The following is a 23,999-nucleotide window of genomic DNA, read 5'->3' as shown; positions in this document are numbered from 1 at the left end:
TATAAAATGACGTTCATCATAAAGAATGAAATGTTGAAAGCCATAAAAAGGCAGCTCTAAAATGAATTGATACTTGAAAAGAGAGAGAACACCTCTTGAGGGGGATGAAAATGTCTGATTATCTAGTCATCGTGGAATCGCCGGCAAAGGCGAAAACGATTGAACGTTATTTAGGGAAGAAATATAAAGTCAAAGCTTCAATGGGACATGTCCGGGATCTTCCGAAAAGTCAAATGGGAGTTGACATCGAACAGAACTTTGAACCGAAATATATTACGATCCGCGGAAAAGGCCCTGTTTTAAAAGAATTAAAAACAGCGGCAAAGAAAGCAAAAAAAGTCTATCTCGCGGCCGACCCCGACAGAGAAGGGGAAGCGATTGCATGGCATCTCGCACACAGCCTTGATCTGGATCTCAGCTCTGACTGCCGGGTCGTCTTTAATGAAATAACGAAAGACGCCATTAAAGAATCATTTAAACATCCGCGCATGATTAACATGGATCTTGTCGATGCGCAGCAGGCGCGCCGCATACTAGACAGACTCGTCGGATACAAAATCAGCCCGATTCTTTGGAAAAAAGTAAAAAAAGGCCTCAGTGCGGGCCGTGTTCAATCCGTTGCGCTCCGGCTGATCATCGACCGGGAAAAGGAAATCAATGACTTTAAACCTGAAGAGTACTGGACGATTACCGGCTCATTTTTAAAGGGAAAAGAGACGTTTGAAGCCGGATTTTTCGGGAAAAACGGCAAAAAGCTTCCTTTAAAAAGCGAAGAAGACGTAAAAGCCGTCCTTGCTCAGCTGAAAGGCAATAAGTATACAGTTGACAAGGTGACGAAAAAAGAGCGCAAACGAAATCCCGCTCTGCCGTTTACAACGTCAACTCTGCAGCAGGAGGCTGCCAGGAAGCTGAATTTCAGAGCGAAGAAAACGATGATGATCGCTCAGCAATTATATGAAGGAATTGATCTCGGCAAAGAAGGGACAGTCGGACTCATCACGTATATGAGAACGGACTCAACGCGGATTTCCAATACAGCCGTTGAAGAGGCGTCAGCTTTTATTGATCAGGCATACGGAAAAGAGTACTTAGCGGGAAAACGGAAACCGGCAAAGAAAAATGAAAACGCTCAAGATGCCCACGAAGCGATCCGCCCGACTTCGGTGCTCAGAAAACCTGCCGACTTAAAAGCGGTGCTTGGAAGAGACCAGCTCAGACTATACAAGCTGATTTGGGAGCGTTTTGTTGCAAGCCAGATGGCGCCTGCCGTACTTGATACGATGAGCGTCGATCTCAGCAATAACGGATTGACATTCCGGGCAAACGGAAGTAAAGTCAAATTCGCCGGCTTCATGAAAGTCTATGTAGAGGGTAAAGACGATCAGCTGGAAGAAAAAGACCGCATGCTTCCGGACCTTAAAGAGGGAGACACGGTTTTATCAAAAGATATTGAGCCTGAGCAGCACTTTACTCAGCCGCCTCCGCGTTACACAGAGGCGCGCCTGGTTAAAACGCTTGAAGAACTGGGGATCGGCCGTCCTTCGACATATGCGCCGACTCTTGACACCATCCAGCGCCGCGGTTACGTGGGATTAGACAATAAACGGTTTGTGCCGACTGAGCTTGGGCAGATCGTGCTGGATCTTATCATGGAGTTTTTCCCGGAAATCATCAACGTTGAATTCACGGCTAAAATGGAAAGGGACCTTGACCATGTTGAAGATGGCGAGACAGAATGGGTTCAAATCATTGACAGCTTCTATACCGATTTCGAAAAACGCGTGAAAAAAGCGGAAGCTGAAATGAAAGAAGTGGAAATTGAACCTGAATACGCAGATGAAGATTGTGAATTATGCGGCTCCCGGATGGTTTATAAAATGGGCCGATACGGTAAATTTATGGCGTGTTCCAACTTCCCTGACTGCCGGAATACAAAACCGATTGTTAAACAAATCGGCGTAAAATGTCCTAAGTGCCATGAAGGAAATATTGTCGAACGAAAATCAAAAAAGAAACGCGTCTTTTACGGCTGTGACCGTTATCCTGAATGCGACTTCGTATCTTGGGACAAACCGATTGAACGAAAATGCCCGAAATGTGAAAATATGCTCGTAGAGAAAAAGCTTAAAAAAGGCATACAAGTCCAATGCGTCGAATGCGATTATAAGGAAGAACCACAGAAGTAGCGGTGAGCAGAGCCTTGCTCACCTTCTTTGTGTGGAAGGGACAAACAACAGGAGATGAAAAGAAATGAACCAGCAAACAGTTAATGTAATCGGAGCAGGCCTTGCCGGAAGTGAAGCGGCATGGCAGCTTGCAAAACGAGGAATTCAAGTAAAACTATACGAAATGCGGCCCGTCAGGCAGACGGCAGCCCATCATACCGATAAATTCGCTGAACTGGTATGCAGCAACTCCCTCCGTTCAAATACACTCGCCAATGCGGTAGGCGTATTAAAAGAAGAAATGCGGGCGCTTGACTCAGCAATCATTCAATCTGCTGATAAATGCTCGGTTCCGGCAGGGGGAGCGCTTGCCGTTGACCGCCATGAATTTGCGCAAAGCGTGACGGATCTCGTGAAAAACCATCCGAACGTAACGGTTCTTACTGAGGAAGTAACAGAGATTCCGGAAGGCCCGACGGTTATCGCGACCGGACCGCTTACATCAGAATCGCTTTCACAGCAGCTGAAAGAGCTCACGGGAGAAGAGTATCTGTATTTTTATGACGCGGCGGCGCCGATTGTCGAAAAAGACAGCCTTGATATGGATAAAGTGTACTTAAAATCCCGTTATGACAAGGGAGAAGCGGCATACTTAAACTGCCCGATGACAGAGGAAGAGTTTGACCGTTTCTATGAAGCATTGACGACGGCTGAGACGGTTCCTTTAAAAGAATTCGAGAAAGAAATCTTCTTTGAAGGCTGCATGCCGATTGAAGTCATGGCGAAAAGAGGCAAGAAAACGATGCTGTTCGGACCGATGAAACCGGTCGGACTGGAAGATCCGAAAACAGGCAAGCGCCCTTATGCAGTCGTTCAGCTCAGACAGGATGACGCGGCGGGAACGCTTTATAATATTGTAGGTTTTCAGACACATTTAAAATGGGGAGATCAAAAAGAAGTGCTGAAACTGATCCCCGGCCTTGAAAATGTTGATATCGTCAGATACGGCGTCATGCACAGAAACACATTTATCAACTCGCCGAGCCTTTTGAACCCGACATATCAATTTAAACAGCGGAACGATCTGTTTTTCGCGGGCCAAATGACCGGTGTAGAGGGTTATGTTGAATCTGCCGCTTCAGGTCTTGTAGCGGGAATCAATGCCGCCAAACTTGTGCTCGGTCAGGATCTTGTGACATTCCCGCAGGAGACGGCGATCGGAAGCATGGCTCACTACATTACGACGACAAATCAGAAGAACTTCCAGCCGATGAATGCAAACTTCGGCCTCTTAAAAGAATTGCCTGTAAAAATTAAAAACAAAAAAGAACGAAATGAAGAATACGCTAAACGCGCAATTGAGACTATTCAAACTATTTCGAAAACGATATAGCTTTTCATTGCAACTTCGATGCATTATATGATACCATTTAAAAGCCCTTCGGAGAGGGAGGTCTTCATAATGACTGAGAATGTTAACTTTTTTTTAAAGTTATTCGTTGAATATTTACAAATTGAAAAAAATTATTCACAATATACTATTGTGAATTATGTTAATTCGATTGAAGAATTTGGGATGTTTCTGCATGCTCAAAATATAAATGGAATGAAAGAAGCTGCATATCATGATGTGAGAATATTTTTGACAGAGGCTTATGAAAAAGGCCTGTCAAGAAAAACAATCAGCAAGAAAATTTCAGCTTTGAGAAGCTTCTATAAATTTTTAATGAGGGAAAAGCTTGTTGAAGAGAATCCGTTTCAGCTTGTTCATCTGCCGAAACAAGAGAAACGGATTCCGAAGTTTCTTTATGAAAAAGAACTTGAGGAACTATTCGCTGTCTCAGACAGAAGTCAGCCGTCAGGGATGCGCGATCAGGCCCTGCTTGAGCTTCTTTATGCGACCGGAATGAGGGTCAGTGAGTGCTGTACGCTCACTGTCGGCGATCTTGACCTGTTCATGGATACGGTGCTCGTTCACGGGAAAGGCAAGAAGCAGCGCTATATCCCGTTCGGCTCATATGCCCGTGATGCGCTGGAGCTGTATATCAACAGCGGAAGGCAGTGCCTGCTTGAAAAAGCAAAAGAGCCTCATGATGTGCTGTTTGTCAATCAAAGAGGCGGCCCGCTGACCGCCAGAGGAATCCGGTATATTTTAAGCGGGCTTGTAAAAAAAGCATCCGGCACTTTACATATACACCCGCATATGCTTCGGCACACGTTTGCGACTCATCTGCTGAATGAAGGGGCTGATTTAAGAAGCGTCCAGGAGCTTTTGGGCCATTCCAATCTGTCTTCTACGCAGATATACACGCATGTATCGAAGGAAATGCTGAGAAACACATATATGTCCCACCACCCGAGAGCTTTTAAAGAAAATTAAAAGGAGGCCCTTCTCATGTCATCTTTTCATGCGACAACGATTTTTGCCGTCCAGCATAACGGGAAAAGCGCTATGTCAGGAGACGGCCAGGTCACATTCGGTCAGGCTGTAGTCATGAAACATACCGCGAGAAAAGTGAGAAAGCTGTTTAACGGAAAGGTTCTGGCCGGATTTGCGGGATCTGTTGCAGACGCTTTCACACTTTTTGAAATGTTTGAGGCGAAGCTTGAAGAATACAACGGCAATTTAAAACGTGCGTCGGTTGAGCTTGCGAAAGAATGGCGCAGCGATAAAGTGCTGCGCAAGCTGGAAGCCATGCTGATTGTCATGAACCAGGATACCTTGCTTCTCGTATCGGGAACAGGTGAAGTGATTGAGCCGGATGACGGCATTTTGGCAATCGGCTCCGGCGGAAACTACGCCCTTTCAGCAGGAAGAGCGCTGAAAACCTATGCCGGAGAGAATCTGTCCGCCAAAGATATTGCAAAAGCCGCTTTGAAAATCGCAGGCGAGATTTGTGTGTACACAAACGATCAGATCATTTTGGAAGAACTTGAATAGAAAGGACTTGAGGCGCATGGAAAACAAACCGTTAACACCGAGACAAATCGTAGATCGGTTGGATCAATACATTGTAGGACAGCAGGATGCGAAAAAAGCTGTCGCCGTGGCATTAAGAAACCGCTATCGCAGAAGTCTTCTTGATGAAAAACTGAGAGACGAGATCGTTCCCAAAAACATCCTGATGATGGGCCCGACCGGGGTGGGGAAAACAGAGATCGCCAGACGGATCGCCAAGCTTACCGGTGCGCCATTTATAAAAATTGAAGCGACAAAATTTACAGAAGTCGGCTATGTAGGCAGAGATGTCGAATCAATGGTCAGAGACCTCGTTGAGACATCCGTGCGGCTCATTAAAGAAGAAAAAATCAGCGAAGTGAAAGAACAGGCTGAAGAAAATGCAAACAAACGTATCGTGCGGCTTCTCGTTCCGGGAAAGAAAAAACAAGCGGGTGTGAAAAATCCGTTTGAAATGCTTTTCGGAGGAAGTCAGACGGCAAATGATGATGAAGCCGATCAGCAGGAAGAAGCAAGCCTTGAAGAAAAAAGAAAACGCATGGCGCATCAGCTCGCATTGGGAGAGCTCGAAGACCATTACGTCTCCGTAGAGGTGGAAGAGCAGCAGCCGTCGATGTTTGACATGCTGCAAGGCTCCGGGATGGAGCAGATGGGCATGAATATGCAGGATGCGCTGAGCAATCTGATGCCAAAAAAGAAAAAACGCCGCAAAATGACGGTCAGAGAAGCAAGGAAGGTTCTGACCAATGAAGAGGCAGGCAAATTAATCGATATGGATGAAGTCGGCCAAGAGGCCGTGTTAAGAGCTGAAGAGGGCGGCATTATCTTTATTGACGAAATAGATAAAATCGCAAAAAACGGAGGGGCTTCTTCCTCAGCAGATGTATCGAGAGAAGGCGTTCAAAGAGATATCCTTCCGATTGTCGAAGGATCTACCGTCGTCACGAAATACGGCTCCGTCAAAACAGATCACGTGCTGTTTATCGCAGCCGGGGCATTCCATATGGCCAAACCGTCTGATCTGATTCCGGAGCTGCAGGGCCGCTTTCCGATTCGTGTAGAATTGAGCAAGCTGACGGTGGATGATTTTGTGAAGATTCTCGTCGAACCCGATAACGCGCTGTTAAAACAATATCAGGCTTTATTGCAGACAGAAGGTATATCTCTTGAATTTTCTGACGAAGCTATTCGTAAGATCGCCGAAGTGGCTTATCATGTGAATCAGGATACGGACAACATCGGAGCGAGAAGGCTTCACACGATATTGGAACGTCTCTTGGAAGACCTGTCGTTTGAAGCGCCGGACGTGACGATGGAAAAAGTCGCCATCACGCCGCAATATGTTGAAGAAAAGCTCGGAACGATTGCAAACAACAAAGATCTAAGTCAATTTATATTGTGAAAATTTAATAAGAGGAATTCTAGGAGGATTATTTATCATGGCTTTACTACAAAAAACACGAATTATTAACAGCATGCTGCAGGCTGCGGCAGGCAAACCCGTAAACTTTAAAGAAATGGCTGAAACGCTTCGTGACGTCATTGATTCTAATATTTTCGTCGTCAGCCGCAGAGGAAAGCTTTTGGGCTACTCTATTAATCAGCAGATTGAAAATGACCGCATGAAAAAAATGCTTGAAGACCGCCAGTTCCCGGAAGAGTACACGAGAAATCTGTTCAATGTTCCGGAGACGTCTTCAAACCTTGATATCAACAGCGAATACACGGCGTTTCCTGTGGAAAACAGAGACCTGTTCCAAGCGGGCTTAACAACGATCGTGCCGATCATCGGCGGAGGAGAGAGACTGGGCACGCTGATTCTGTCCCGTCTGCAGGATCAATTTGAAGATGATGATCTCATTCTTGCTGAATACGGAGCAACCGTTGTAGGAATGGAGATTTTAAGAGAAAAAGCGGAAGAAATCGAAGAAGAGGCGCGAAGCAAAGCGGTTGTTCAAATGGCGATCAGTTCTCTGTCTTACAGTGAACTTGAAGCGATTGAGCATATCTTTGAAGAGCTTGACGGAAATGAAGGCTTGCTTGTGGCAAGTAAGATTGCGGACCGTGTCGGCATTACGCGTTCAGTAATCGTTAACGCGCTGAGAAAGCTGGAAAGCGCAGGCGTCATTGAATCCAGATCATTGGGAATGAAGGGGACGTACATTAAAGTTCTGAACAACAAATTCCTTATTGAATTGGAAAACCTTAAATCTCATTAAGACAAAAGCAGGATCCCTGAAAATGGGGGTCCTGCTTTTTTTATGGACAATAGGTGAAAAGTTGCAGTTTAAAGTTGCTTATTGGAAGCTGATCTGAGATAATCCATCTTGCTGTGTGAAAAAAGGAGGAAGATACAGAAATTCTGCTATTTTCAGTCTTATATTAAACAAATGCTTGTAGTCCAAATACTCTAGGACTTAATACCTACATGCAAAATAGATATAATTGAGCACTTTTTTTTAGCCTAACTTCATAGACTTTAAGCCTGTTATTTCTTACAATAAGCATATGGTTTTACAATTCTCGACAAGGGTTTTTAGGAGAAAAATATCTGAAATGGAGGTAAGTGGATTTGGACTTATTTTCTGGAACTATACAAAATCTTGAGAATGCCTTGGGGAGAGCGGACATTAAGCAAAAAGTCTTAACTAATAACATCGCCAATATAGATACACCGAACTATAAGGCGAAAAAAGTCTCTTTCCGAAATTTGTTAGATCAGGAAACATCCAATCTTGAGGCGGTAAAAACCGACTATCGGCACGTTGACTTTACGGGTTCGGGGGACGATTATTCTATCGTGTCCAGCAGTGATACATCGTACCAGCAAAACGGAAACAATGTCGATATCGATAAAGAAATGACAGATTTAGCCGAAAACCAAATTAATTATCAGGCTTTGGTTGAAAGAATGAGCGGCAAATTCAATTCTCTGAAAACCGTCTTGACAGGAGGAAAATAATGAGTGGCTTTCAAAGCTTAAATATTTCGGGCTCCGCTTTAACTGCACAGCGTGTCCGGATGGACGTCGTATCGTCCAACCTGGCCAATATGGACACAACGAGAGCGAAGCAGGTAAATGGCGAATGGGTGCCTTACAGAAGAAAGCTGGTATCTCTCCAATCCGGAGGCGAATCATTTTCGTCCCTTTTACATTCCAAGATGAACGGAACAGGAAGCGCGGGAAATGGCGTAAAGGTATCTGGCGTTACGGAAGACCCGTCCGCTTTTAATCTCGTTTATGATCCGGAGAATCCTGATGCGAATAAAGACGGATATGTACAAAAACCAAATGTAGACCCATTAAAAGAAATGGTGGATCTTGTCAGCAGCACGAGATCATATGAAGCAAACGTAACTGCATTAAACGCCTCCAAAGGCATGCTTTTAAAGGCTTTAGAAATCGGAAAGTAAGGTGATGTAAGTGGTTAACGCTATTACTCCTTTTCAGCTTCAACAAACCCAAAACACTCAAAACGTAACGAATCAATTAAACCAAACTCAAAAAACTGATTCTTCAAACCAAACAAGCTTTTCGGAGCTTTTAAAAAACTCTATTGATTCGTTAAATGAGTCACAAGTAAAATCTGACCAAATAACGAACGAACTGGCTGCAGGAAAGGATGTAAACCTTGACGAGGTCATGATCGCTGCCCAAAAAGCAAATATCTCTCTGACGGCCGCTACCGAATTCCGCAATAAAGCCGTGGAAGCCTATCAGGAAATCATGAGAATGCAGATGTAGTGGTCAGATTGAAGAGAATGACTGGAATGACCGGGGGTTAACATGAATCGTACTCTAATGCAAATGAAAACCAAAACGGCAGCGTTTTGGAACAACAGATCAAAAACACAGAAGATACTCATGGTAAGCGGCTTGGCCGCATTCATTATTTTACTCATCGTCGTTATTATTTTTACTTCGTCTGAAAAGATGGTGCCTCTTTATAAAGATTTGTCCGCGGAAGAAGCGGGGAAGATTAAAGAAGAGCTCGATACGAAAAAGGTGTCTTCTGAACTTGCTGACGGCGGCACGGTCATAAAGGTTCCTGAGAGCCAAGTGGATTCACTTAAAGTCCAGCTTGCCGCGGAAGGCCTGCCGAAAACGGGATCAATTGATTATTCGTTTTTCGGACAAAATGCGGGCTTCGGCCTGACAGATAATGAGTTTGACGTTTTAAAGGTTGAGGCGACTCAGACCGAATTGTCAAACCTGATAAATGAAATGGACGGTATTAAAAGCTCGAAGGTCATGATCAATATGCCGAAAGAAGCCGTGTTCGTCGGTGAAGATCAGCCGGCAGCGTCCGCATCCATCGTTTTGCAGATGAAACCGGGCTACTCGCTTGATCAAAACCAGATCAACGGGCTGTACCATCTCGTTTCTAAAAGTGTTCCGAACTTAAAAGAAGATAATATCGTCATAATGGATCAAAATTCTACATATTATGACAAAAGTGACAGCGGTGCAGGGTCCGTTTCTGACAGTTATGCATCTCAGCAAGGTATTAAGTCGCAGGTCGAAAAGGACATTCAAAAACATGTTCAGTCACTGCTCGGCACAATGATGGGGCAGGATAAGGTCGTTGTTTCCGTAACGGCGGATATTGACTTCACGAAGGAAAAACGCACTGAAGACACTGTCGAACCTGTAGATAAAGATAACATGGAAGGCATAGCGGTAAGCGCCGAAAAAGTCGCGGAAACGTATAAAGGCGACGGTGCGGCCAACGGCGGCACGGCCGGAACGGGAAGCAATGACACCGCGAACTATGCCGAGACAAACGGCGGTTCAAACAGCGGGGACTACGAAAAAAGCAGCAATAAAATCAACTATGAAGTCAACCGCATTCATAAAGAAATCGCGGAAAGCCCGTATAAAGTGCGTGATTTAGGCATTCAGGTCATGGTGGAGCCGCCTAATCCGAAAAATGCCGCTTCCTTATCAGCACAGAGACAGGCTGATATACAGAAGATTTTAGGAACGGTCGTCAGAACGTCTCTTGATAAAAACGAAACGCAAAATCAAAACCTGACAGACAATGATATCAACAATAAAATCGTTGTATCCGTTCAGCCGTTTGACGGAAAAACAAGCCTGAACACAGATTCGGCACAATCTTCAGGTCTTCCGATCTGGGTATATATTACAGGCGGCGTACTGCTTGCGGCCATTATTCTGCTTATTATTCTCCTTATCAGAAAGAAACGCTCACAAGAGGATGAATACGAAGAATATGAATATGAAACACCGCCGGAGCCGGTTCGATTGCCTGATATCAACGAAGAGAAAATTGAAACGGAAGAAACAGTCAGACGAAAACAGCTTGAAAAAATGGCTAAAGAAAAACCGGAAGACTTTGCTAAATTGCTTCGAAGCTGGCTGGACGAGGATTAGGGGGAATGGAAAATGGCGAAACGTGATCAGAACAAGCTTACAGGAAAACAAAAAGCAGCCATCCTCATGATTTCCTTAGGCCTTGATGTATCAGCTTCTGTGTACAAGCATTTGTCTGAAGAAGAAATTGAAAGGTTGACTCTCGAGATTTCGGGAGTCAGAAGCGTCGATCATCAAAGAAAAGATGAAATCATTGAAGAATTTCATAATATCGCAATCGCTCAGGACTATATTTCACAAGGCGGTTTAAATTACGCCCGCCAAGTGCTTGAAAAAGCGCTCGGAGAAGACAAAGCGGTAAGCATTTTAAACAGGCTCACCTCTTCTTTGCAGGTAAAGCCGTTTGATTTTGCGAGAAAAGCGGAGCCCGAACAGATTTTAAATTTTATTCAGCAGGAACATCCGCAAACGATGGCGCTGATTTTATCCTACCTTGACCCGGTGCAGGCCGGACAGATTTTGTCTGAGCTGAACCCGGACGTTCAGGCTGAGGTGGCAAGAAGGATCGCGGTTATGGACAGAACGTCTCCTGAAATCATAAATGAAGTGGAGCGGGTCCTTGAACAAAAGCTGTCCTCCTCCTTTACGCAGGATTATACGCAGACCGGCGGCATAGAAGCCGTTGTTGAAGTGTTAAACGGCGTAGACAGAGGAACGGAAAAAACGATCCTTGATTCATTAGAAATCCAAGATCCTGAATTGGCGGATGAAATCAAAAAACGGATGTTTGTCTTTGAAGATATTGTCACCCTTGATAACCGTGCGATTCAGCGCGTGATCAGAGATGTTGAAAACGACGACCTCCTGCTTTCATTGAAGGTTGCGAGCGAGGAAGTCAAAGAGATTGTCTTCAGCAATATGTCACAGCGTATGGTTGAAACATTTAAAGAGGAAATGGAAATTATGGGGCCTGTGCGTTTGCGTGATGTGGAAGAGGCGCAATCAAGAATCGTGGGCGTCGTCCGCAAGCTGGAAGAAGCCGGAGAAATTGTAATCGCGCGAGGCGGAGGAGACGATATTATTGTCTAATATCATTAAACAGCAATCATCATTTTCTCCTGAACAAAAACGGCGCAAGCTTTCCTTGCAGGAAGTCAGGAAAACACATTCCCAGCCAGACCGGGAGGAACCTGAAAACCCGGAGGCGCTCATGGCCTTTGCCAAGGCCGAAGCCGACAGGGTTTCTGAAGAAGCGAAAATTCAATTGGATCACACTCTTCGGCAGATTGAAGAAGCGAAAAACCGCTGGGCGGAAGAAAAACAAAGATTGATTGAAGAAGCGAAGGCAGAAGGATATAAAGAAGGCATGGCATTGGGAAAAGCCGATGCTCAAGCAGAATATGCCAATCTCATCAGCCGGGCCAATGCCGTTATGGAAATGGCGAGACAGTCAGTCGAGGAAAAACTGGAAAGCGCTGAGGAAGAAATTATTGAGCTTTCCGTTGCGCTCGCTAAAAAAGTATGGCGGCAAAAAAGTGACGATAAAGAGGCTTTCCTTCTGCTGGTCAAACAGGTAGTAGCCGAAGTAAAAGATTATGATGACATCTCCATCTATGTGGACCCTGAATATTATGAGACGGTTCATCAGCATATGGACGAAATTCAGCAGCTGTTATACAAAGAATGCAGATTAAGCTTATATGCCGATGAAAAAGCCGCGAAGGGAACGTGCTCGATAGAAACTCCGTTTGGACGTGTTGATGCAGGCATAGACACCCAGCTGATGCAATTAAAGCAAAAGCTTTTAACGGCGCTTGAGGCGGGAGCGGAGCAATGAGGACACAGTATTTAATAGACTCAATTGAAACAGCGGATCCGTACAAACGCTACGGCAAGGTTAAACGGGTCATCGGGCTGATGATTGAATCAAAAGGGCCCGAAAGCTCAATCGGAGATGTTTGTCTCATTTATCCGAAAGGCCATGCGAAAAAAGCGATTAAAGCTGAGGTTGTAGGCTTCCAGGATGAAAACATTCTGCTAATGCCTTATCTGGAAGCGGCCAGCATCGCGCCGGGCAGCATTGTGGAGGCCACTGGCGAGTCGCTCCGCATCAAAGTAGGGGCGGGTTTAATCGGACAAGTTGTCGACGCGTTCGGCGAACCTCTTGACGGCCGGGCGCTTCCGAAAGGTTTGTCCCCCGTTTCGACGGAACAGCCGCCGCCAAACCCGATGAAACGCCCGCCGATACGGGAAAAGATGGGTGTCGGCGTCAGATCGATTGACAGTCTGCTGACGGTAGGAAAAGGGCAGAGAATCGGGATTTTTGCCGGAAGCGGAGTCGGAAAAAGCACCTTGATGGGAATGATTGCGAAGCAGACTGAAGCTGATTTAAACATTATCGCACTTGTCGGCGAACGGGGGCGCGAGGTGCGTGAATTCATCGAGAAGGATTTAGGCGAAGAAGGCCTGAAACGCTCGATAGTCGTAGTCGCGACCTCTGATCAGCCTGCGTTAATGCGATTGAAAGCGGCGTATACGGCCACCGCCATTGCGGAGTATTTCCGCGATAAAGGCCGGAATGTGATGTTCATGATGGACTCCGTCACGAGGGTCGCGATGGCTCAGCGGGAAATCGGCCTGGCAGCGGGAGAACCGCCGACAACAAAGGGATATACACCTTCTGTGTTCGCTATTTTGCCCCGTTTGCTGGAAAGAACGGGCGCAAATGAACAAGGAACGATAACCGCTTTTTATACGGTTCTCGTTGACGGAGATGACATGAACGAACCGATTGCCGATACGGTGCGCGGAATATTAGACGGGCATATCGTTCTCGATCGGGCGCTTGCCAACAAAGGACAGTTCCCGGCTGTGAACATCCTGAAAAGCATCAGCAGGGTCATGTCCAATATTTCAGACACAGCGCACATAGAGGCGGCCAACAAATTCCGCGATCTTCTGTCAACTTATCAAAACTCTGAAGATCTCATTAATATCGGAGCTTACAAAAGAGGGTCATCAAGAGAAATTGATGAAGCGATTCAGTTTTATCCGCAGCTTATTCAATTTTTAAAACAAGGAACGGAAGAACCTGCTCAATTGGAAGACAGCATTGCGGCATTGACGAGTCTGACAGGAAAAGAGGAATAAACATCATGGCGTACCAATTCAGATTTCAAAAGCTGCTGGAATTAAAAGAAAATGAAAAAGACCAAACATTGACTGAATACAGACAATCGGTTTCTGAATTTGAGACAGTGGCTGAAAAACTATATGAAAATATGAGCAAAAAAGAATTGCTCGAAAAAGACAAAGAATCAAAGCTGAAATGCGGGATGAGCGTTCAGGAAATGAGACATTATCAGCAATTCGTTTCCAATCTTGAGAACACCATCTATCATTATCAAAAGCTTGTCATCATGAAACGAAATGAAATGAATGAGAAGCAGGAACAGCTCACCGAAAAAAACATTGAAGTAAAGAAATTTGAAAAAATGCGGGAAAAACAATTTAATATGTTCGCACTTGAAGACAAAGCTGCAGAGATGAGGGAAATGGACGACATTTCAATCAAGCAGTTTATGATTCAGGGGCATTAGGAGCGAATGAAATGGCCGATAAAGAAAAGAGATCTGGAAAGTTCGGTTCAATCCTGCTTTTTATCATGATCCCGCTGATTTTTCTGATCATCGTCGCAAGCATCATCCTTTGGGCTGCCGGCGTTGATGTGATGAAGCCGATTCAGGAAACAGCCGCTAAAACGCCTGTTTTAAAAGAATTGGTTCCCGAAACGAAAGAAATGAAAAGCGCGGCGGAAAAGCAGAAGGAAGACAGAACGGCTTCTCTTGAAAAGACCATAAAGGAACAAAAAAGTGAAATTAACATTTTGAATAAAGATTTAGATACAAGCAAGTCCGAAATCGATAATCTGAATCAGAAAATCCGTTCGCTGAAACAGGAAGCTGAACAGCAGCAGAAAACGAAGACGGATGAAACGAAAAAAGACGCTTCGGATTCAGCCGGAAAAGATAAAATGATCAACATCTATAAAAGTATGGACAGCGGTAAAGCGGCAAGCATTATCGTAAAGCTGAAAGAAAAAGAAGCCCTCGATATTTTAAACGGATTAAGTAAAAAGCAGCTTGCTGAAATCTTGACGAAAATGACTCCTGAACAAGCGGCTAAATATACAGAAAAACTATCCGCTGACGGAAATAAGGAGTGATGTAAGTTGAAGCTGCTTGAATTAACGGGTAATCGTACGCAGACTGCGCAAAACAGCAATGTGAAGATGAATGTAAACAGCTTAGGTCTATTTCAGAACTGGCTCCTGTCGGAAATCACTTCTCCCCGGCAGCCCGGAGATGAAACAAAAACAAGTGACGCAGAGCTGAATGATGCCCTATCGAAAATCGGTGATTGGCTGAAAGCCGGCACGGAAGATAAAGAATTGCAGCTTAAACAGCTGCTTGAGGCGGTAAAAGCTCTTGAAGGAAAGCAGACGGCTGAAACAGCTCTTCCTTTATTGAAACAGCTTGCCGAATCCGTTGAAGACATGTTAGCGGGAAAACAGCATGGGGCGAAGCCTGAAACGAATGAGCCGGATTCTTCCGCAAAAGACGGGGATTCCGTCAAGGATGCGCTTGAGAAGGGCCTGCTTTTCATTCAAGAAGCCGTATCCCAGCTCTTCACATCTCAGCAGGAACTGCCGGACAGCACGCAGGCAAAGGCGGTTTACCAGGAAGGCGCCCGTTTATTAGAGGCATTGAAAAAACAAGGCGTTCCGGACCGCGTGATTCAAGACCTGCGGCAGACATTTTTTCCGAAAAACGAATCTGCATCTAAACTTTACTCCATGACAGCCGCTGAGCTGAAGAGCTTTCAAAGCGTCGCGGAGCAGCTTGCGGGCCTTTCTCAAAAGGGAACAAAGGAATGGGATATGGCTGAAACTGAGCTGAAAGCTTTTGTGTTATCTCAATCATCTGAATCATCCCAAGAGTCAGCCGGGAAAACGGAACAGCAAAACGGCGGCACGGTTTCTCACGCAAAGGCGCCTGACAGCAAATTGTCTGCACATATACTGTTTTCGGGAACGAGAAGCCTTGCCGGCATTCAGCAAGCGTCCGCAGGAGCTGAACAGCAGCCGGCAGAAAATAAACCGTTAACGGATCAGGTCATCAGCGGCTGGAAACAGATGAAATACACGCCTTTCGGGAAAACAACCGGAAGCTTTACGATTCGTCTTAATCCCGAGAACCTCGGATTTGTCACAATTAAGGTGACAAACGAAAACGGGATGTTTCAAAGCAAAATAATCGCATCCAGCCAGTCCGCGAAAGAGCTGCTGGAACAGCATCTTCCTCAGCTGAAACAGTCGCTTCCGAATATGTCGGTCCAGGTCGACCGTTTTACAGTCCCGCTTCAAGGCGGGGATCAGCAGCCTGTTTACGGGCAGACGGCCGATCACAATAAACAGCAGCATCAGGGACAGAGAGAGCAGAAGAACAAGCAGCAGTCAGGCGATTTCGGAGATATGCTGGAGGAGCTTTCTCTCAATGAAATGGAGGAAGAATAGGTGACATCAGTAAACTCGGATTATGCCGCGGCGGGCGCTTCAACCACTTCAAACGCGAAGAGCACCTCCGCAGTAAACAGCAGTACGAATTTAGGGAAAGACGAATTTCTGAAGATCTTAATGACACAGGTTCAAAACCAGGACCCGCTCAATCCGGTTGATGACAAAGAATTCATCAGCCAGATGGCGACATTTTCTTCATTGGAACAAATGATGAATATGAATACGACGATGACTAAATTTGTAGAAAATCAAGATCCGTTTACGATGTATGTGAACTGGATCGGCAAAAATGTCACATTCAGCGACAGCGACGGGAAGGATCAGACAAGCCCAGTCAATTCAGTCAAGCATTCAAACGGCAATTACGTGCTCGTGCTTGAAAACGGCAAAGAGGTCAGTCCGTGGAATGTCACGGCCGTCAGCGAAACATCTAAATAAAAAGAAACCCAGGGGGAATTTAACATGTTACGTTCATTATATTCCGGTATCAGCGGCATGAAAAACTTTCAGACAAAACTAGATGTAATCGGCAATAACATCGCCAATGTCAACACAGTGGGATTTAAGAAAAGCCGCGTTACATTTAAAGATATGATCAGCCAGACAGTCGCCGGCGGTTCAAACGTGACCAATTCAAAACAAATCGGCTTGGGTGCCGCGACTTCTTCCATTGATGTCGTTCATTCAACCGGCGCCCCGCAGGCTACACAGAATAAAACCGACCTAGCCATTGACGGAGACGGCTACTTTCAGATTAATACAGGTTCGGGAATCGTTTACACACGTGCGGGGAATTTCGGAAAGGACAATCAAGGCAACCTTGTTACGACTGACGGGTACTACCTTGAAAAAATCGGCGGCGGCAAAATCAATATTCCGACTGATGCGAAAGATTACAGCATCGGTGCAGACGGAACCGTTACATACACTGATGCAGGGGATGCGGTTCATGATGCCGGACAAATCGGTCTGGTCACGTTCCCTAACAGCGCCGGTCTGGAAAAAATCGGAGGCAACCTTTACAGAGAATCATTAAGTTCAGGAGCTGCTAGCGCAGTCACCACTCCGGGCGAAAACGGAACGGGTAAGCTTTTGGCAGGCTATCTTGAAATGTCAAACGTAGATCTGACAGATGAATTTACCGAAATGATCGTTGCTCAGCGCGGTTTCCAATCAAACTCAAAAATCATTACGACTTCAGATGAAATCCTTCAGGAGCTGGTTAATCTGAAACGGTAAGGAGGGAGGAGAGGCGGTTAGGCCGCTTCTCCGGATTGCATGATTCAAGTCACCCGTTTAAACGGCCAGCCTTTTACGCTGAACGCGCTGTTTATCGAACAGATTGAGTGCTTCCCCGACACGACGATTACACTGTCCAACGGCAAAAAGTTCGTAGTGAAAGAACCGGAAGAAGCAGTTCTCAAAAAAGTCATATCGTTTTACCATTGCATACAAATATTTTCACTGGATCAGGGAATAGAGGAAGAAGAATGAAGAAAAAATTAGTCATCATTTTGCTGATTATTTTAATTGTCATCGCCGGCCTCGGAACGGCAGCATATTTTGTCGTCAGCGGACATTCCGGCAAAGATAAAAAGCCGACAATTGACGAAGTCGTTGCAGCCACTGTGTCTGTCGACGATATCACGACAAACTTAAAGTCTGACAGCATCATCCGTATCGGCATCAAGCTTGAAACCGACTCGGCTAAAGCGAAGGAAGAACTTGAAAAACGCGATTTTCAGGTGAAAGACAACATCATTTCCATTTTAGCTGACACAAGCGCCGGAGAGATTGAGGGAGATAAAGGAAGAGAAGCGTTTAAACAATCATTAAAAGAGAAAGTAAACAGCTATCTCCAAGAAGGAAAAGTTCAGAAAGTGTACATTACCTCCTTTAATCTGCAATAAAAACAAATTTGACAGAATACGGAGGTGAAGAAAATGTCAGGAGAAGTTCTCTCCCAAAATGAAATAGACGCACTGCTTTCCGCCATTTCCACGGGTGAGGCGGATGCGGAAGAGCTGAAAAAGGAAGTTAAAGAGAAAAAAGTAAAGGTATATGATTTTAAACGGGCTCTCAGATTCTCGAAAGATCAGATACGCAGTTTAACCCGGATACATGATAACTTTGCGAGGCTTCTCACAACACACTTTTCCGCCAAGCTCAGAACGTATATTCATATATCCGTCAGCTCAGTTGACCAGGTGCCGTATGAAGAATTTATCCGTTCCATACCGAACATGACGATTTTAAATTTATTCGATGTTCATCCGATGGAAGGCAGAATCATGATGGAGGTTAATCCCACCATCGCATACGCAATGCTTGACCGCGTCATGGGAGGCATCGGCATCACTCATAACAAAGCTGACAGCCTTACGGAAATTGAAACGAATATTATTTCTAACTTATTTGAAAATGCACTGGGCAACTACAAAGAAGCTTGGCAATCGATTGCTGATATTGACCCTGAAATGACTGAATTTGAAGTGAATCCTCAGTTTGTACAGATGGTTTCCCCAAATGAAACAGTCGTTGTCATTTCTCTCAATACACAGATAGGTGAAATCAGCGGTGTCATTAATCTTTGTATTCCCCATGTCGTACTTGAGCCGATTATCCCTAAGCTTTCCGTACATTATTGGATGCAATCAGACCGGAATGAAGCGAAGCCCGAAGAAACGAAGCTGCTTGAAAAGCGCATCATGACGGCTCAAATTCCCGTTGTGGCTCTCTTGGGCGCTTCTGAACTGACAATAGAAGAATTTTTAAGTTTGGAAGTCGGGGACTGTATAACTCTGGACAAATCAGTGACTGATCCTCTTACTGTATTGGTCGGAAACAAACCGAAGTTTTTAGGGCAGGCCGGCCGGGTGAATCGAAGACAGGCAGTGCAAATTTTAGATCACGACATAAGAGGTGAACAAGATGAACAATAGATTATCTCAAGATGAAATCGATGCTCTTCTTAACGGCACAAGCAGTCAGTCAGAGGATACAGAACAGCCTCAAGAGGCGAACTTGTCTGAACTTGAGCGCGATGCGATCGGAGAAATCGGGAATATTTCGTTCGGCAGCTCGGCTACGGCGCTGTCCACTCTTTTAAATCAAAAAGTGGACATTACGACACCGAGTGTGACCGTCATTTCAAAAAGCAAAATCAGTGATGAATTTCCTCATCCGTATGTTGCCATTGAAGTGAACTACACAGAAGGCTTTGACGGCAGCAATTTGCTCGTCGTCGAACAAAGCGACGCGGCCATCATCGCGGATTTGATGATCGGCGGAGACGGCCGGGGCGCCGATCCGTCACTCGGTGAAATCCACCTGAGCGCCGTGCAGGAAGCAATGAATCAAATGATGGGCTCGGCTGCTACGTCAATGTCGACCGTATTCAGTAAAAAGATTGACATTTCTCCGCCAAGGGTTGAACTTCTGGATGTGACGGAAGAAAAAGGGACCGACAGAATACCTGAGGATGACCTGCTCGTAAAAGTGTCATTCCGTCTGAAAGTCGGCGAATTAATCGATTCGAGCATCATGCAGCTTTATCCGATTACGTTTGCGAAAGATCTGATCGCAGACCTGATGACTGCAGACCAGCATGAGTCAGAGGCCGCAGAAACCGCATCAGAACCACAGGAAACATACGAAACGCCGCAGCCGGAACCTGCCATGCAGCCGGAGCCGCAGGCAAAACCCGAGCTTCCGAAGAGACAGGGAACCGCAAAAAAAGCTGCTCCTGTTCAAGTCGCTCCGGTAGAATTCCAGGCGTTTGATCATAACGAAGCGGCGCAAGGATCAAGGAATAACCTTGATATGCTGATGGATATTCCGCTTTCCGTTACGGTTGAGCTCGGCAGAACGAAGAGAAGCGTCAAAGAAATCCTTGAACTTTCTGCGGGAAGCATTATTGAGCTTGACAAGCTGGCTGGTGAACCTGTTGACATCCTGGTCAACCAGCGGATCGTGGCAAAGGGCGAGGTCGTTGTCATAGAAGAAAACTTCGGCGTGAGAGTCACTGATATTTTAAGTCAGGCAGACCGCCTTAACAATTTAAAATAAGCGAACATAGAGGAGAGAAACAGATTATGGCACACAGAATTTTAATTGTAGACGATGCAGCATTTATGAGAATGATGATCAAGGATATTTTAGTGAAGAACGGTTTTGACGTTGTAGCTGAAGCTTCAGACGGAGCGCAGGCAGTCGAAAAATTCAAAGAGCATTCCCCCGACCTAGTGACAATGGATATTACAATGCCTGAAATGGACGGGATTACAGCTCTAAAGGAAATTAAACAGATCGATCCGCAGGCGAAAATCATCATGTGTTCGGCTATGGGCCAGCAGTCAATGGTTATTGACGCGATTCAGGCCGGCGCAAAAGACTTTATCGTGAAACCGTTCCAAGCGGACCGCGTGCTTGAAGCCATTAATAAAACATTAAGCTAAAGGGTGTACGACTGTTGAAAAAGAGTCATGGTTTACTAGCTTTGATTTGTTGTTTCGTTTTACTCAATGTACATCCGTTCCCTGCTTTTGCGGCGGAGTCTGATAATTCCACCGTCAACGAATGGTTTGACAAACAATCAACAAACAAAACAGAGAAAAAAAGCGATACATCGAAACAAACGGCTGATCAAGAGATAGGGGATGCTTCTGCATCTTCTGTCTCCGCTTTTGATTTTGTAAAGATGATCGGGGCGTTATTATTCGTCATTCTGCTGATCTATGGATTTGTCAAACTGATGAATAGAAGAAACCGTCTGCTGAAGCCGTTTCAATATGTAGAAAATATCGGCGGAACGTCAGTCGGCCAAAATCGTTCCGTGCAGCTGATTAAAGTGGGAAACAGCGTTCTCGTAGTCGGTGTGGGCGAAACGATACAGCTTTTAAAAGAAATTGAAGATGAAAAAGAGCGCGAGGCGATTCTGAGCCAATACGAAGAGTCGATGTCTTCAAAAGTGGAATGGACCAAGCTCGTAAATCCGCGTAAGGATGGAGAAAAAAAGCCGCAAACGATGCTTCCGTCGTTTTCAAAAGCGCTGAAAGAACAGCTGAACGAGCTGAAACAAAGCCGTTCTGAAGGAAAGAAGAAAGGCCCTTATCATCATGAATGAATTCGTTAATCTTTTTAATTCAAGCAGTCCGACCGAAGTCAGCTCCACTGTTAAATTACTGCTGCTTTTGACTGTCTTTTCAGTAGCGCCGGGGATTCTGATTTTGATGACCTGCTTTACGAGAATCGTCATCGTTCTGTCTTTTGTGAGAACCTCACTGGCGACGCAGAACATGCCTCCGAACCAGGTTTTAATCGGCCTTGCGCTGTTCTTGACGTTTTTTATTATGGCGCCGACTTTTTCAGAGATTAATAAGGAAGCCTTAACGCCGCTGATGGACAACAAAATCAGTCTCGATGAAGCATATACAAAAGCCGAGAAGCCGATTAAAGAGTATATGAGCAAGCATACAAGGCAGAAGGATCTGGCGCTGTTTATGAACTATGCCAAAATGAAAAAACCTGAATCGATTCAGGATATTCCTTTGACGACGATGGTGCCTGCTTATGCGATATCAGAACTCAAAACCGCTTTTCAAATGGGCTTTATGATTTTTATTCCGTTTTTAATTATCGATATGGTCGTGGCGAGCGTCTTAATGTCAATGGGAATGATGATGCTACCGCCGGTTATGATCTCTCTGCCCTTTAAAATATTGCTTTTCGTTTTGGTCGATGGATGGTATTTAATCGTGAAATCTTTGCTTGACAGCTTTTAGGGTAGGTGCTAATTGTGAGTTCAGAATTTGTAATTTCCATGGCGGAAAAAGCCGTATATGTAACACTAATGATCAGCGGGCCGCTGCTTGCGATCGCGCTGATCGTCGGTTTGCTCGTCAGTATCTTTCAAGCGACAACTCAAATCCAGGAACAGACGCTTGCGTTCATTCCGAAAATCGTGGCGGTGATGCTTGGACTGATCTTTTTCGGTCCTTGGATGCTGTCGACGATTCTTTCGTTCACAACTGATTTGTTCTCTCATCTGAACCGATTTGCAGGGTAGAATCAAATGAATTCCATCATTGATTTATTTCCCGCTTTTTTATTGGTCTTTATCAGAATCTCTGCTTTTTTTGTAACGGTGCCGGTGTTCGGACATCGGAATCTGCCGGCGGTTCACCGAATCGGCTTTGCTTTTTTTCTTTCGGTGATCTGCTTCAGCACGCTGAAACATGCGCCGGAAATAGAAATAGGGGAACAGTATATGCTGCTTGTCATAAAAGAGGCCGTTGTTGGCTTGAGCCTCGGGCTGATTGCTTTCATGATGATGACAGCCATTCAGATAGCGGGTTCCTTTATTGATTTTCAGATGGGCTTTTCCATCGCCAATGTCATTGATCCGCAATCAGGAACGCAAAGCCCGCTGATCGGACAATTCGTTTATACGCTGGCGCTGTTATTTATGCTCAGCGTAAACGCCCATTATCTTTTATTGGACGGGATTTATTACAGCTTTCAGTATATCCCGCTTGATCAGGCATTTCCGTCGTTTGGAAATGATCACTTTGGACTTTTTATCGCAAAAAGCTTCAATGCCATGTTCATTATCGCTTTTCAAATGTCTGCGCCGGTTGTGGCCAGTCTGTTTTTAGTTGATTTGGCGCTCGGTATTGTGGCGAGAACGGTGCCGCAGCTGAATGTTTTCGTTGTCGGGCTTCCTCTGAAAATAGCCGTGAGCTTTATTATGCTGATCGTTTGTATGGCGGTGATGTTTGTCGTCGTCCGCAACATCTTCAGCCTTACCGTTGAAACCATGCGGAATCTATTGGCATTGGTCGGTGTGACATGATGAGACTCAGACTGAATCTGCAATTCTTTGCCGGTGAAAAAACGGAGAAAGCCACTCCGAAAAAACGGAAGGATACAAGAAAGAAAGGACAGGTCGCGAAAAGTACGGATGTGAATACAGCCGTTTCTTTACTGATTATCTTTCTTTCGCTGATCGCGCTCGGTCCTTATATGCGGGACAGGCTGCTGTCCTTTATTAAAACGTTTTATACGAAATCGATATCATTACATCTGTCAGCATCTTCCGTGCATGAACTGTTCGTAGATACGGTGAAAGATATCAGCCTCATCCTCGCGCCGATTATGCTGGTCGCGCTTGTGGCAGGTGTCGTGAGCAATTACATGCAGGTGGGTTTTCTGTTTTCTGCGGAAGTTCTCAAGCCTGACTTGAATAAGCTCAGCCCGCTGAAAGGATTTAAGCGGATTTACAGCATGAGGGCGATTGTTGAACTGGTCAAATCCATTTTGAAGATTACTGTGGTCGGTTTTGCCGCCTTTATGGTGCTCTGGCTGCATTATGGCGATATTCTCCGCCTTCCGCTTTTAACACCTGCGGAAGTGCTCACTTTCGTTTCTAAGCTCACGCTTTGGATGGGGCTTGCGGGATCAGGGGCTCTAATGCTGCTGGCCGGGCTTGATTATTTATATCAGCGTTTTGACTATGAGAAAAATATCAGAATGTCAAAGCAGGATATAAAAGATGAATACAAAAAATCGGAGGGTGATCCGATTATCAAGTCCAAAATTAAGCAGAAGCAGCGGGAAATGGCGATGAGGCGGATGATGCAGGAAGTGCCGAAAGCGGATGTCATCATTACCAACCCGACCCATTATGCGATTGCTTTAAAATATGATGAAAAGAAAATGGACGCCCCTTACATTGTTGCCAAAGGGGTCGACCATCTTGCATTAAAAATCAGGCAGATCGCCAAAGAACACGATGTCATGACGATTGAAAACAGGCCGCTCGCGCGTGCGTTATATGATCAGGTTGACATTGACCAGGCTGTGCCGGAAGAGTTTTTTAAAGTCATTGCGGAAATTTTGGCTTATGTATATAAAACGAAACAAAAAGTATAGTGAATTTCAGATTCAAAAGGAGAGAAA

The 23,999-nt window shown here is 45.2% G+C and carries 28 protein-coding genes; all 28 read left to right on the top strand.

Annotated elements, in window-relative coordinates; translation table 11 throughout:
• Positions 1-110 precede the first annotated feature (110 nt).
• The 28 genes from topA to flhB all read left to right on the top strand — a co-directional run bounded on the left by topA (position 111) and on the right by flhB (position 23,972).
• Entirely contained in the window at positions 111-2,186 is a 2,076-nt protein-coding gene (gene topA, locus C5I45_RS11450) for a type I DNA topoisomerase (protein WP_003154274.1), read from the top strand.
• A gap of 64 nt (positions 2,187-2,250) precedes the next feature.
• On the top strand, positions 2,251-3,558 hold the full coding sequence (trmFO, locus tag C5I45_RS11445) for an FADH(2)-oxidizing methylenetetrahydrofolate--tRNA-(uracil(54)-C(5))-methyltransferase TrmFO (protein ID WP_003154273.1): 1,308 nt from the start codon (positions 2,251-2,253) through the stop codon (positions 3,556-3,558).
• Between the two features lie 69 nt (positions 3,559-3,627).
• On the top strand, positions 3,628-4,545 hold the full coding sequence (gene xerC, locus C5I45_RS11440; protein WP_007409774.1) for a tyrosine recombinase XerC: 918 nt from the start codon (positions 3,628-3,630) through the stop codon (positions 4,543-4,545).
• Between the two features lie 15 nt (positions 4,546-4,560).
• Positions 4,561-5,106 (top strand): ATP-dependent protease subunit HslV, encoded by a 546-nt coding sequence (gene hslV, locus C5I45_RS11435; protein WP_003154267.1) that lies wholly within the window; start codon positions 4,561-4,563, stop codon positions 5,104-5,106.
• A 16-nt stretch (positions 5,107-5,122) separates the two neighbouring features.
• The gene (hslU, locus tag C5I45_RS11430) at positions 5,123-6,526 is read left to right on the top strand and encodes an ATP-dependent protease ATPase subunit HslU (protein WP_014305002.1); all 1,404 of its coding nucleotides are present in this window, start codon (positions 5,123-5,125) and stop codon (positions 6,524-6,526) included.
• A 37-nt stretch (positions 6,527-6,563) separates the two neighbouring features.
• A complete protein-coding gene (gene codY, locus C5I45_RS11425; RefSeq protein ID WP_003154263.1) occupies positions 6,564-7,343 on the top strand; it encodes a GTP-sensing pleiotropic transcriptional regulator CodY in 780 nt (259 codons plus the stop codon).
• A 353-nt stretch (positions 7,344-7,696) separates the two neighbouring features.
• Positions 7,697-8,086: a flagellar basal body rod protein FlgB gene (gene flgB, locus C5I45_RS11420; protein WP_003154260.1), complete on the top strand. Its 390-nt coding sequence runs from the start codon at positions 7,697-7,699 to the stop codon at positions 8,084-8,086.
• Positions 8,086-8,538 (top strand): flagellar basal body rod protein FlgC, encoded by a 453-nt coding sequence (gene flgC, locus C5I45_RS11415; RefSeq protein WP_003154259.1) that lies wholly within the window; start codon positions 8,086-8,088, stop codon positions 8,536-8,538. Before flgB ends, flgC begins: the two co-directional genes overlap by 1 nt.
• Positions 8,539-8,548: 10 nt before the next feature.
• Positions 8,549-8,869, top strand: a complete 321-nt coding sequence (gene fliE, locus C5I45_RS11410) for a flagellar hook-basal body complex protein FliE (RefSeq protein WP_007409777.1) — start codon at positions 8,549-8,551, stop codon at positions 8,867-8,869.
• Between the two features lie 42 nt (positions 8,870-8,911).
• Complete coding sequence (fliF, locus tag C5I45_RS11405; RefSeq protein WP_003154257.1) at positions 8,912-10,522, top strand: flagellar basal-body MS-ring/collar protein FliF; 1,611 nt, start codon at positions 8,912-8,914, stop codon at positions 10,520-10,522.
• 12 nt (positions 10,523-10,534) lie between these two features.
• Positions 10,535-11,551 carry a flagellar motor switch protein FliG gene (fliG, locus tag C5I45_RS11400; RefSeq protein ID WP_003154256.1) on the top strand — a complete coding sequence of 339 codons (1,017 nt, stop codon included), beginning with the start codon at positions 10,535-10,537 and terminating at the stop codon, positions 11,549-11,551.
• Positions 11,544-12,299, top strand: a complete 756-nt coding sequence (fliH, locus tag C5I45_RS11395; protein WP_025851275.1) for a flagellar assembly protein FliH — start codon at positions 11,544-11,546, stop codon at positions 12,297-12,299. The genes fliG and fliH overlap by 8 nt, the downstream gene beginning before the upstream one ends.
• Positions 12,296-13,612, top strand: coding sequence for a flagellar protein export ATPase FliI (gene fliI, locus C5I45_RS11390; RefSeq protein ID WP_025851273.1), 1,317 nt, complete (start codon positions 12,296-12,298; stop codon positions 13,610-13,612). The genes fliH and fliI overlap by 4 nt, the downstream gene beginning before the upstream one ends.
• A 5-nt stretch (positions 13,613-13,617) precedes the next feature.
• On the top strand, positions 13,618-14,061 hold the full coding sequence (gene fliJ, locus C5I45_RS11385; protein WP_003154253.1) for a flagellar export protein FliJ: 444 nt from the start codon (positions 13,618-13,620) through the stop codon (positions 14,059-14,061).
• 11 nt (positions 14,062-14,072) lie between these two features.
• Positions 14,073-14,687 (top strand): MotE family protein, encoded by a 615-nt coding sequence (locus C5I45_RS11380; RefSeq protein ID WP_015388236.1) that lies wholly within the window; start codon positions 14,073-14,075, stop codon positions 14,685-14,687.
• A 6-nt stretch (positions 14,688-14,693) separates the two neighbouring features.
• Positions 14,694-16,037 carry a flagellar hook-length control protein FliK gene (locus tag C5I45_RS11375; protein ID WP_014305004.1) on the top strand — a complete coding sequence of 448 codons (1,344 nt, stop codon included), beginning with the start codon at positions 14,694-14,696 and terminating at the stop codon, positions 16,035-16,037.
• Entirely contained in the window at positions 16,038-16,478 is a 441-nt protein-coding gene (flgD, locus tag C5I45_RS11370) for a flagellar hook assembly protein FlgD (RefSeq protein ID WP_003154247.1), read from the top strand.
• 24 nt (positions 16,479-16,502) lie between these two features.
• Positions 16,503-17,279, top strand: coding sequence for a flagellar basal body rod protein FlgG (flgG, locus tag C5I45_RS11365; RefSeq protein WP_003154244.1), 777 nt, complete (start codon positions 16,503-16,505; stop codon positions 17,277-17,279).
• Between the two features lie 39 nt (positions 17,280-17,318).
• A complete protein-coding gene (locus tag C5I45_RS11360; RefSeq protein ID WP_043867090.1) occupies positions 17,319-17,534 on the top strand; it encodes a swarming motility protein SwrD in 216 nt (71 codons plus the stop codon).
• Positions 17,531-17,950, top strand: a complete 420-nt coding sequence (gene fliL, locus C5I45_RS11355) for a flagellar basal body-associated protein FliL (RefSeq protein WP_003154241.1) — start codon at positions 17,531-17,533, stop codon at positions 17,948-17,950. Before C5I45_RS11360 ends, fliL begins: the two co-directional genes overlap by 4 nt.
• Before the next feature lie 33 nt (positions 17,951-17,983).
• The gene (fliM, locus tag C5I45_RS11350) at positions 17,984-18,982 is read left to right on the top strand and encodes a flagellar motor switch protein FliM (protein ID WP_003154240.1); all 999 of its coding nucleotides are present in this window, start codon (positions 17,984-17,986) and stop codon (positions 18,980-18,982) included.
• The gene (gene fliY, locus C5I45_RS11345) at positions 18,972-20,108 is read left to right on the top strand and encodes a flagellar motor switch phosphatase FliY (protein WP_003154239.1); all 1,137 of its coding nucleotides are present in this window, start codon (positions 18,972-18,974) and stop codon (positions 20,106-20,108) included. The genes fliM and fliY overlap by 11 nt, the downstream gene beginning before the upstream one ends.
• A 26-nt stretch (positions 20,109-20,134) precedes the next feature.
• Positions 20,135-20,497, top strand: a complete 363-nt coding sequence (cheY, locus tag C5I45_RS11340; protein ID WP_003154238.1) for a chemotaxis protein CheY — start codon at positions 20,135-20,137, stop codon at positions 20,495-20,497.
• A 14-nt stretch (positions 20,498-20,511) separates the two neighbouring features.
• Positions 20,512-21,165 (top strand): flagella biosynthesis regulatory protein FliZ, encoded by a 654-nt coding sequence (fliZ, locus tag C5I45_RS11335; RefSeq protein ID WP_003154237.1) that lies wholly within the window; start codon positions 20,512-20,514, stop codon positions 21,163-21,165.
• Positions 21,158-21,823, top strand: coding sequence for a flagellar type III secretion system pore protein FliP (gene fliP, locus C5I45_RS11330; RefSeq protein ID WP_003154235.1), 666 nt, complete (start codon positions 21,158-21,160; stop codon positions 21,821-21,823). Before fliZ ends, fliP begins: the two co-directional genes overlap by 8 nt.
• A gap of 14 nt (positions 21,824-21,837) precedes the next feature.
• Positions 21,838-22,107 carry a flagellar biosynthesis protein FliQ gene (gene fliQ / locus C5I45_RS11325; protein ID WP_003154234.1) on the top strand — a complete coding sequence of 90 codons (270 nt, stop codon included), beginning with the start codon at positions 21,838-21,840 and terminating at the stop codon, positions 22,105-22,107.
• Between the two features lie 6 nt (positions 22,108-22,113).
• Positions 22,114-22,893 carry a flagellar biosynthetic protein FliR gene (fliR, locus tag C5I45_RS11320; protein ID WP_003154233.1) on the top strand — a complete coding sequence of 260 codons (780 nt, stop codon included), beginning with the start codon at positions 22,114-22,116 and terminating at the stop codon, positions 22,891-22,893.
• Entirely contained in the window at positions 22,893-23,972 is a 1,080-nt protein-coding gene (gene flhB / locus C5I45_RS11315; RefSeq protein ID WP_003154232.1) for a flagellar biosynthesis protein FlhB, read from the top strand. The genes fliR and flhB overlap by 1 nt, the downstream gene beginning before the upstream one ends.
• Positions 23,973-23,999: the final 27 nt, after the last annotated feature.

Origin of the sequence: Bacillus sp. ZY-1-1, from assembly GCF_003047165.1 — a bacterium.
Taxonomy (GTDB): Bacteria; Bacillota; Bacilli; order Bacillales; family Bacillaceae; genus Bacillus; species Bacillus velezensis.
The sequence above is the reverse complement of the archived record's forward strand: the minus strand, read 5'-3'. Positions and strand labels throughout refer to the sequence as shown.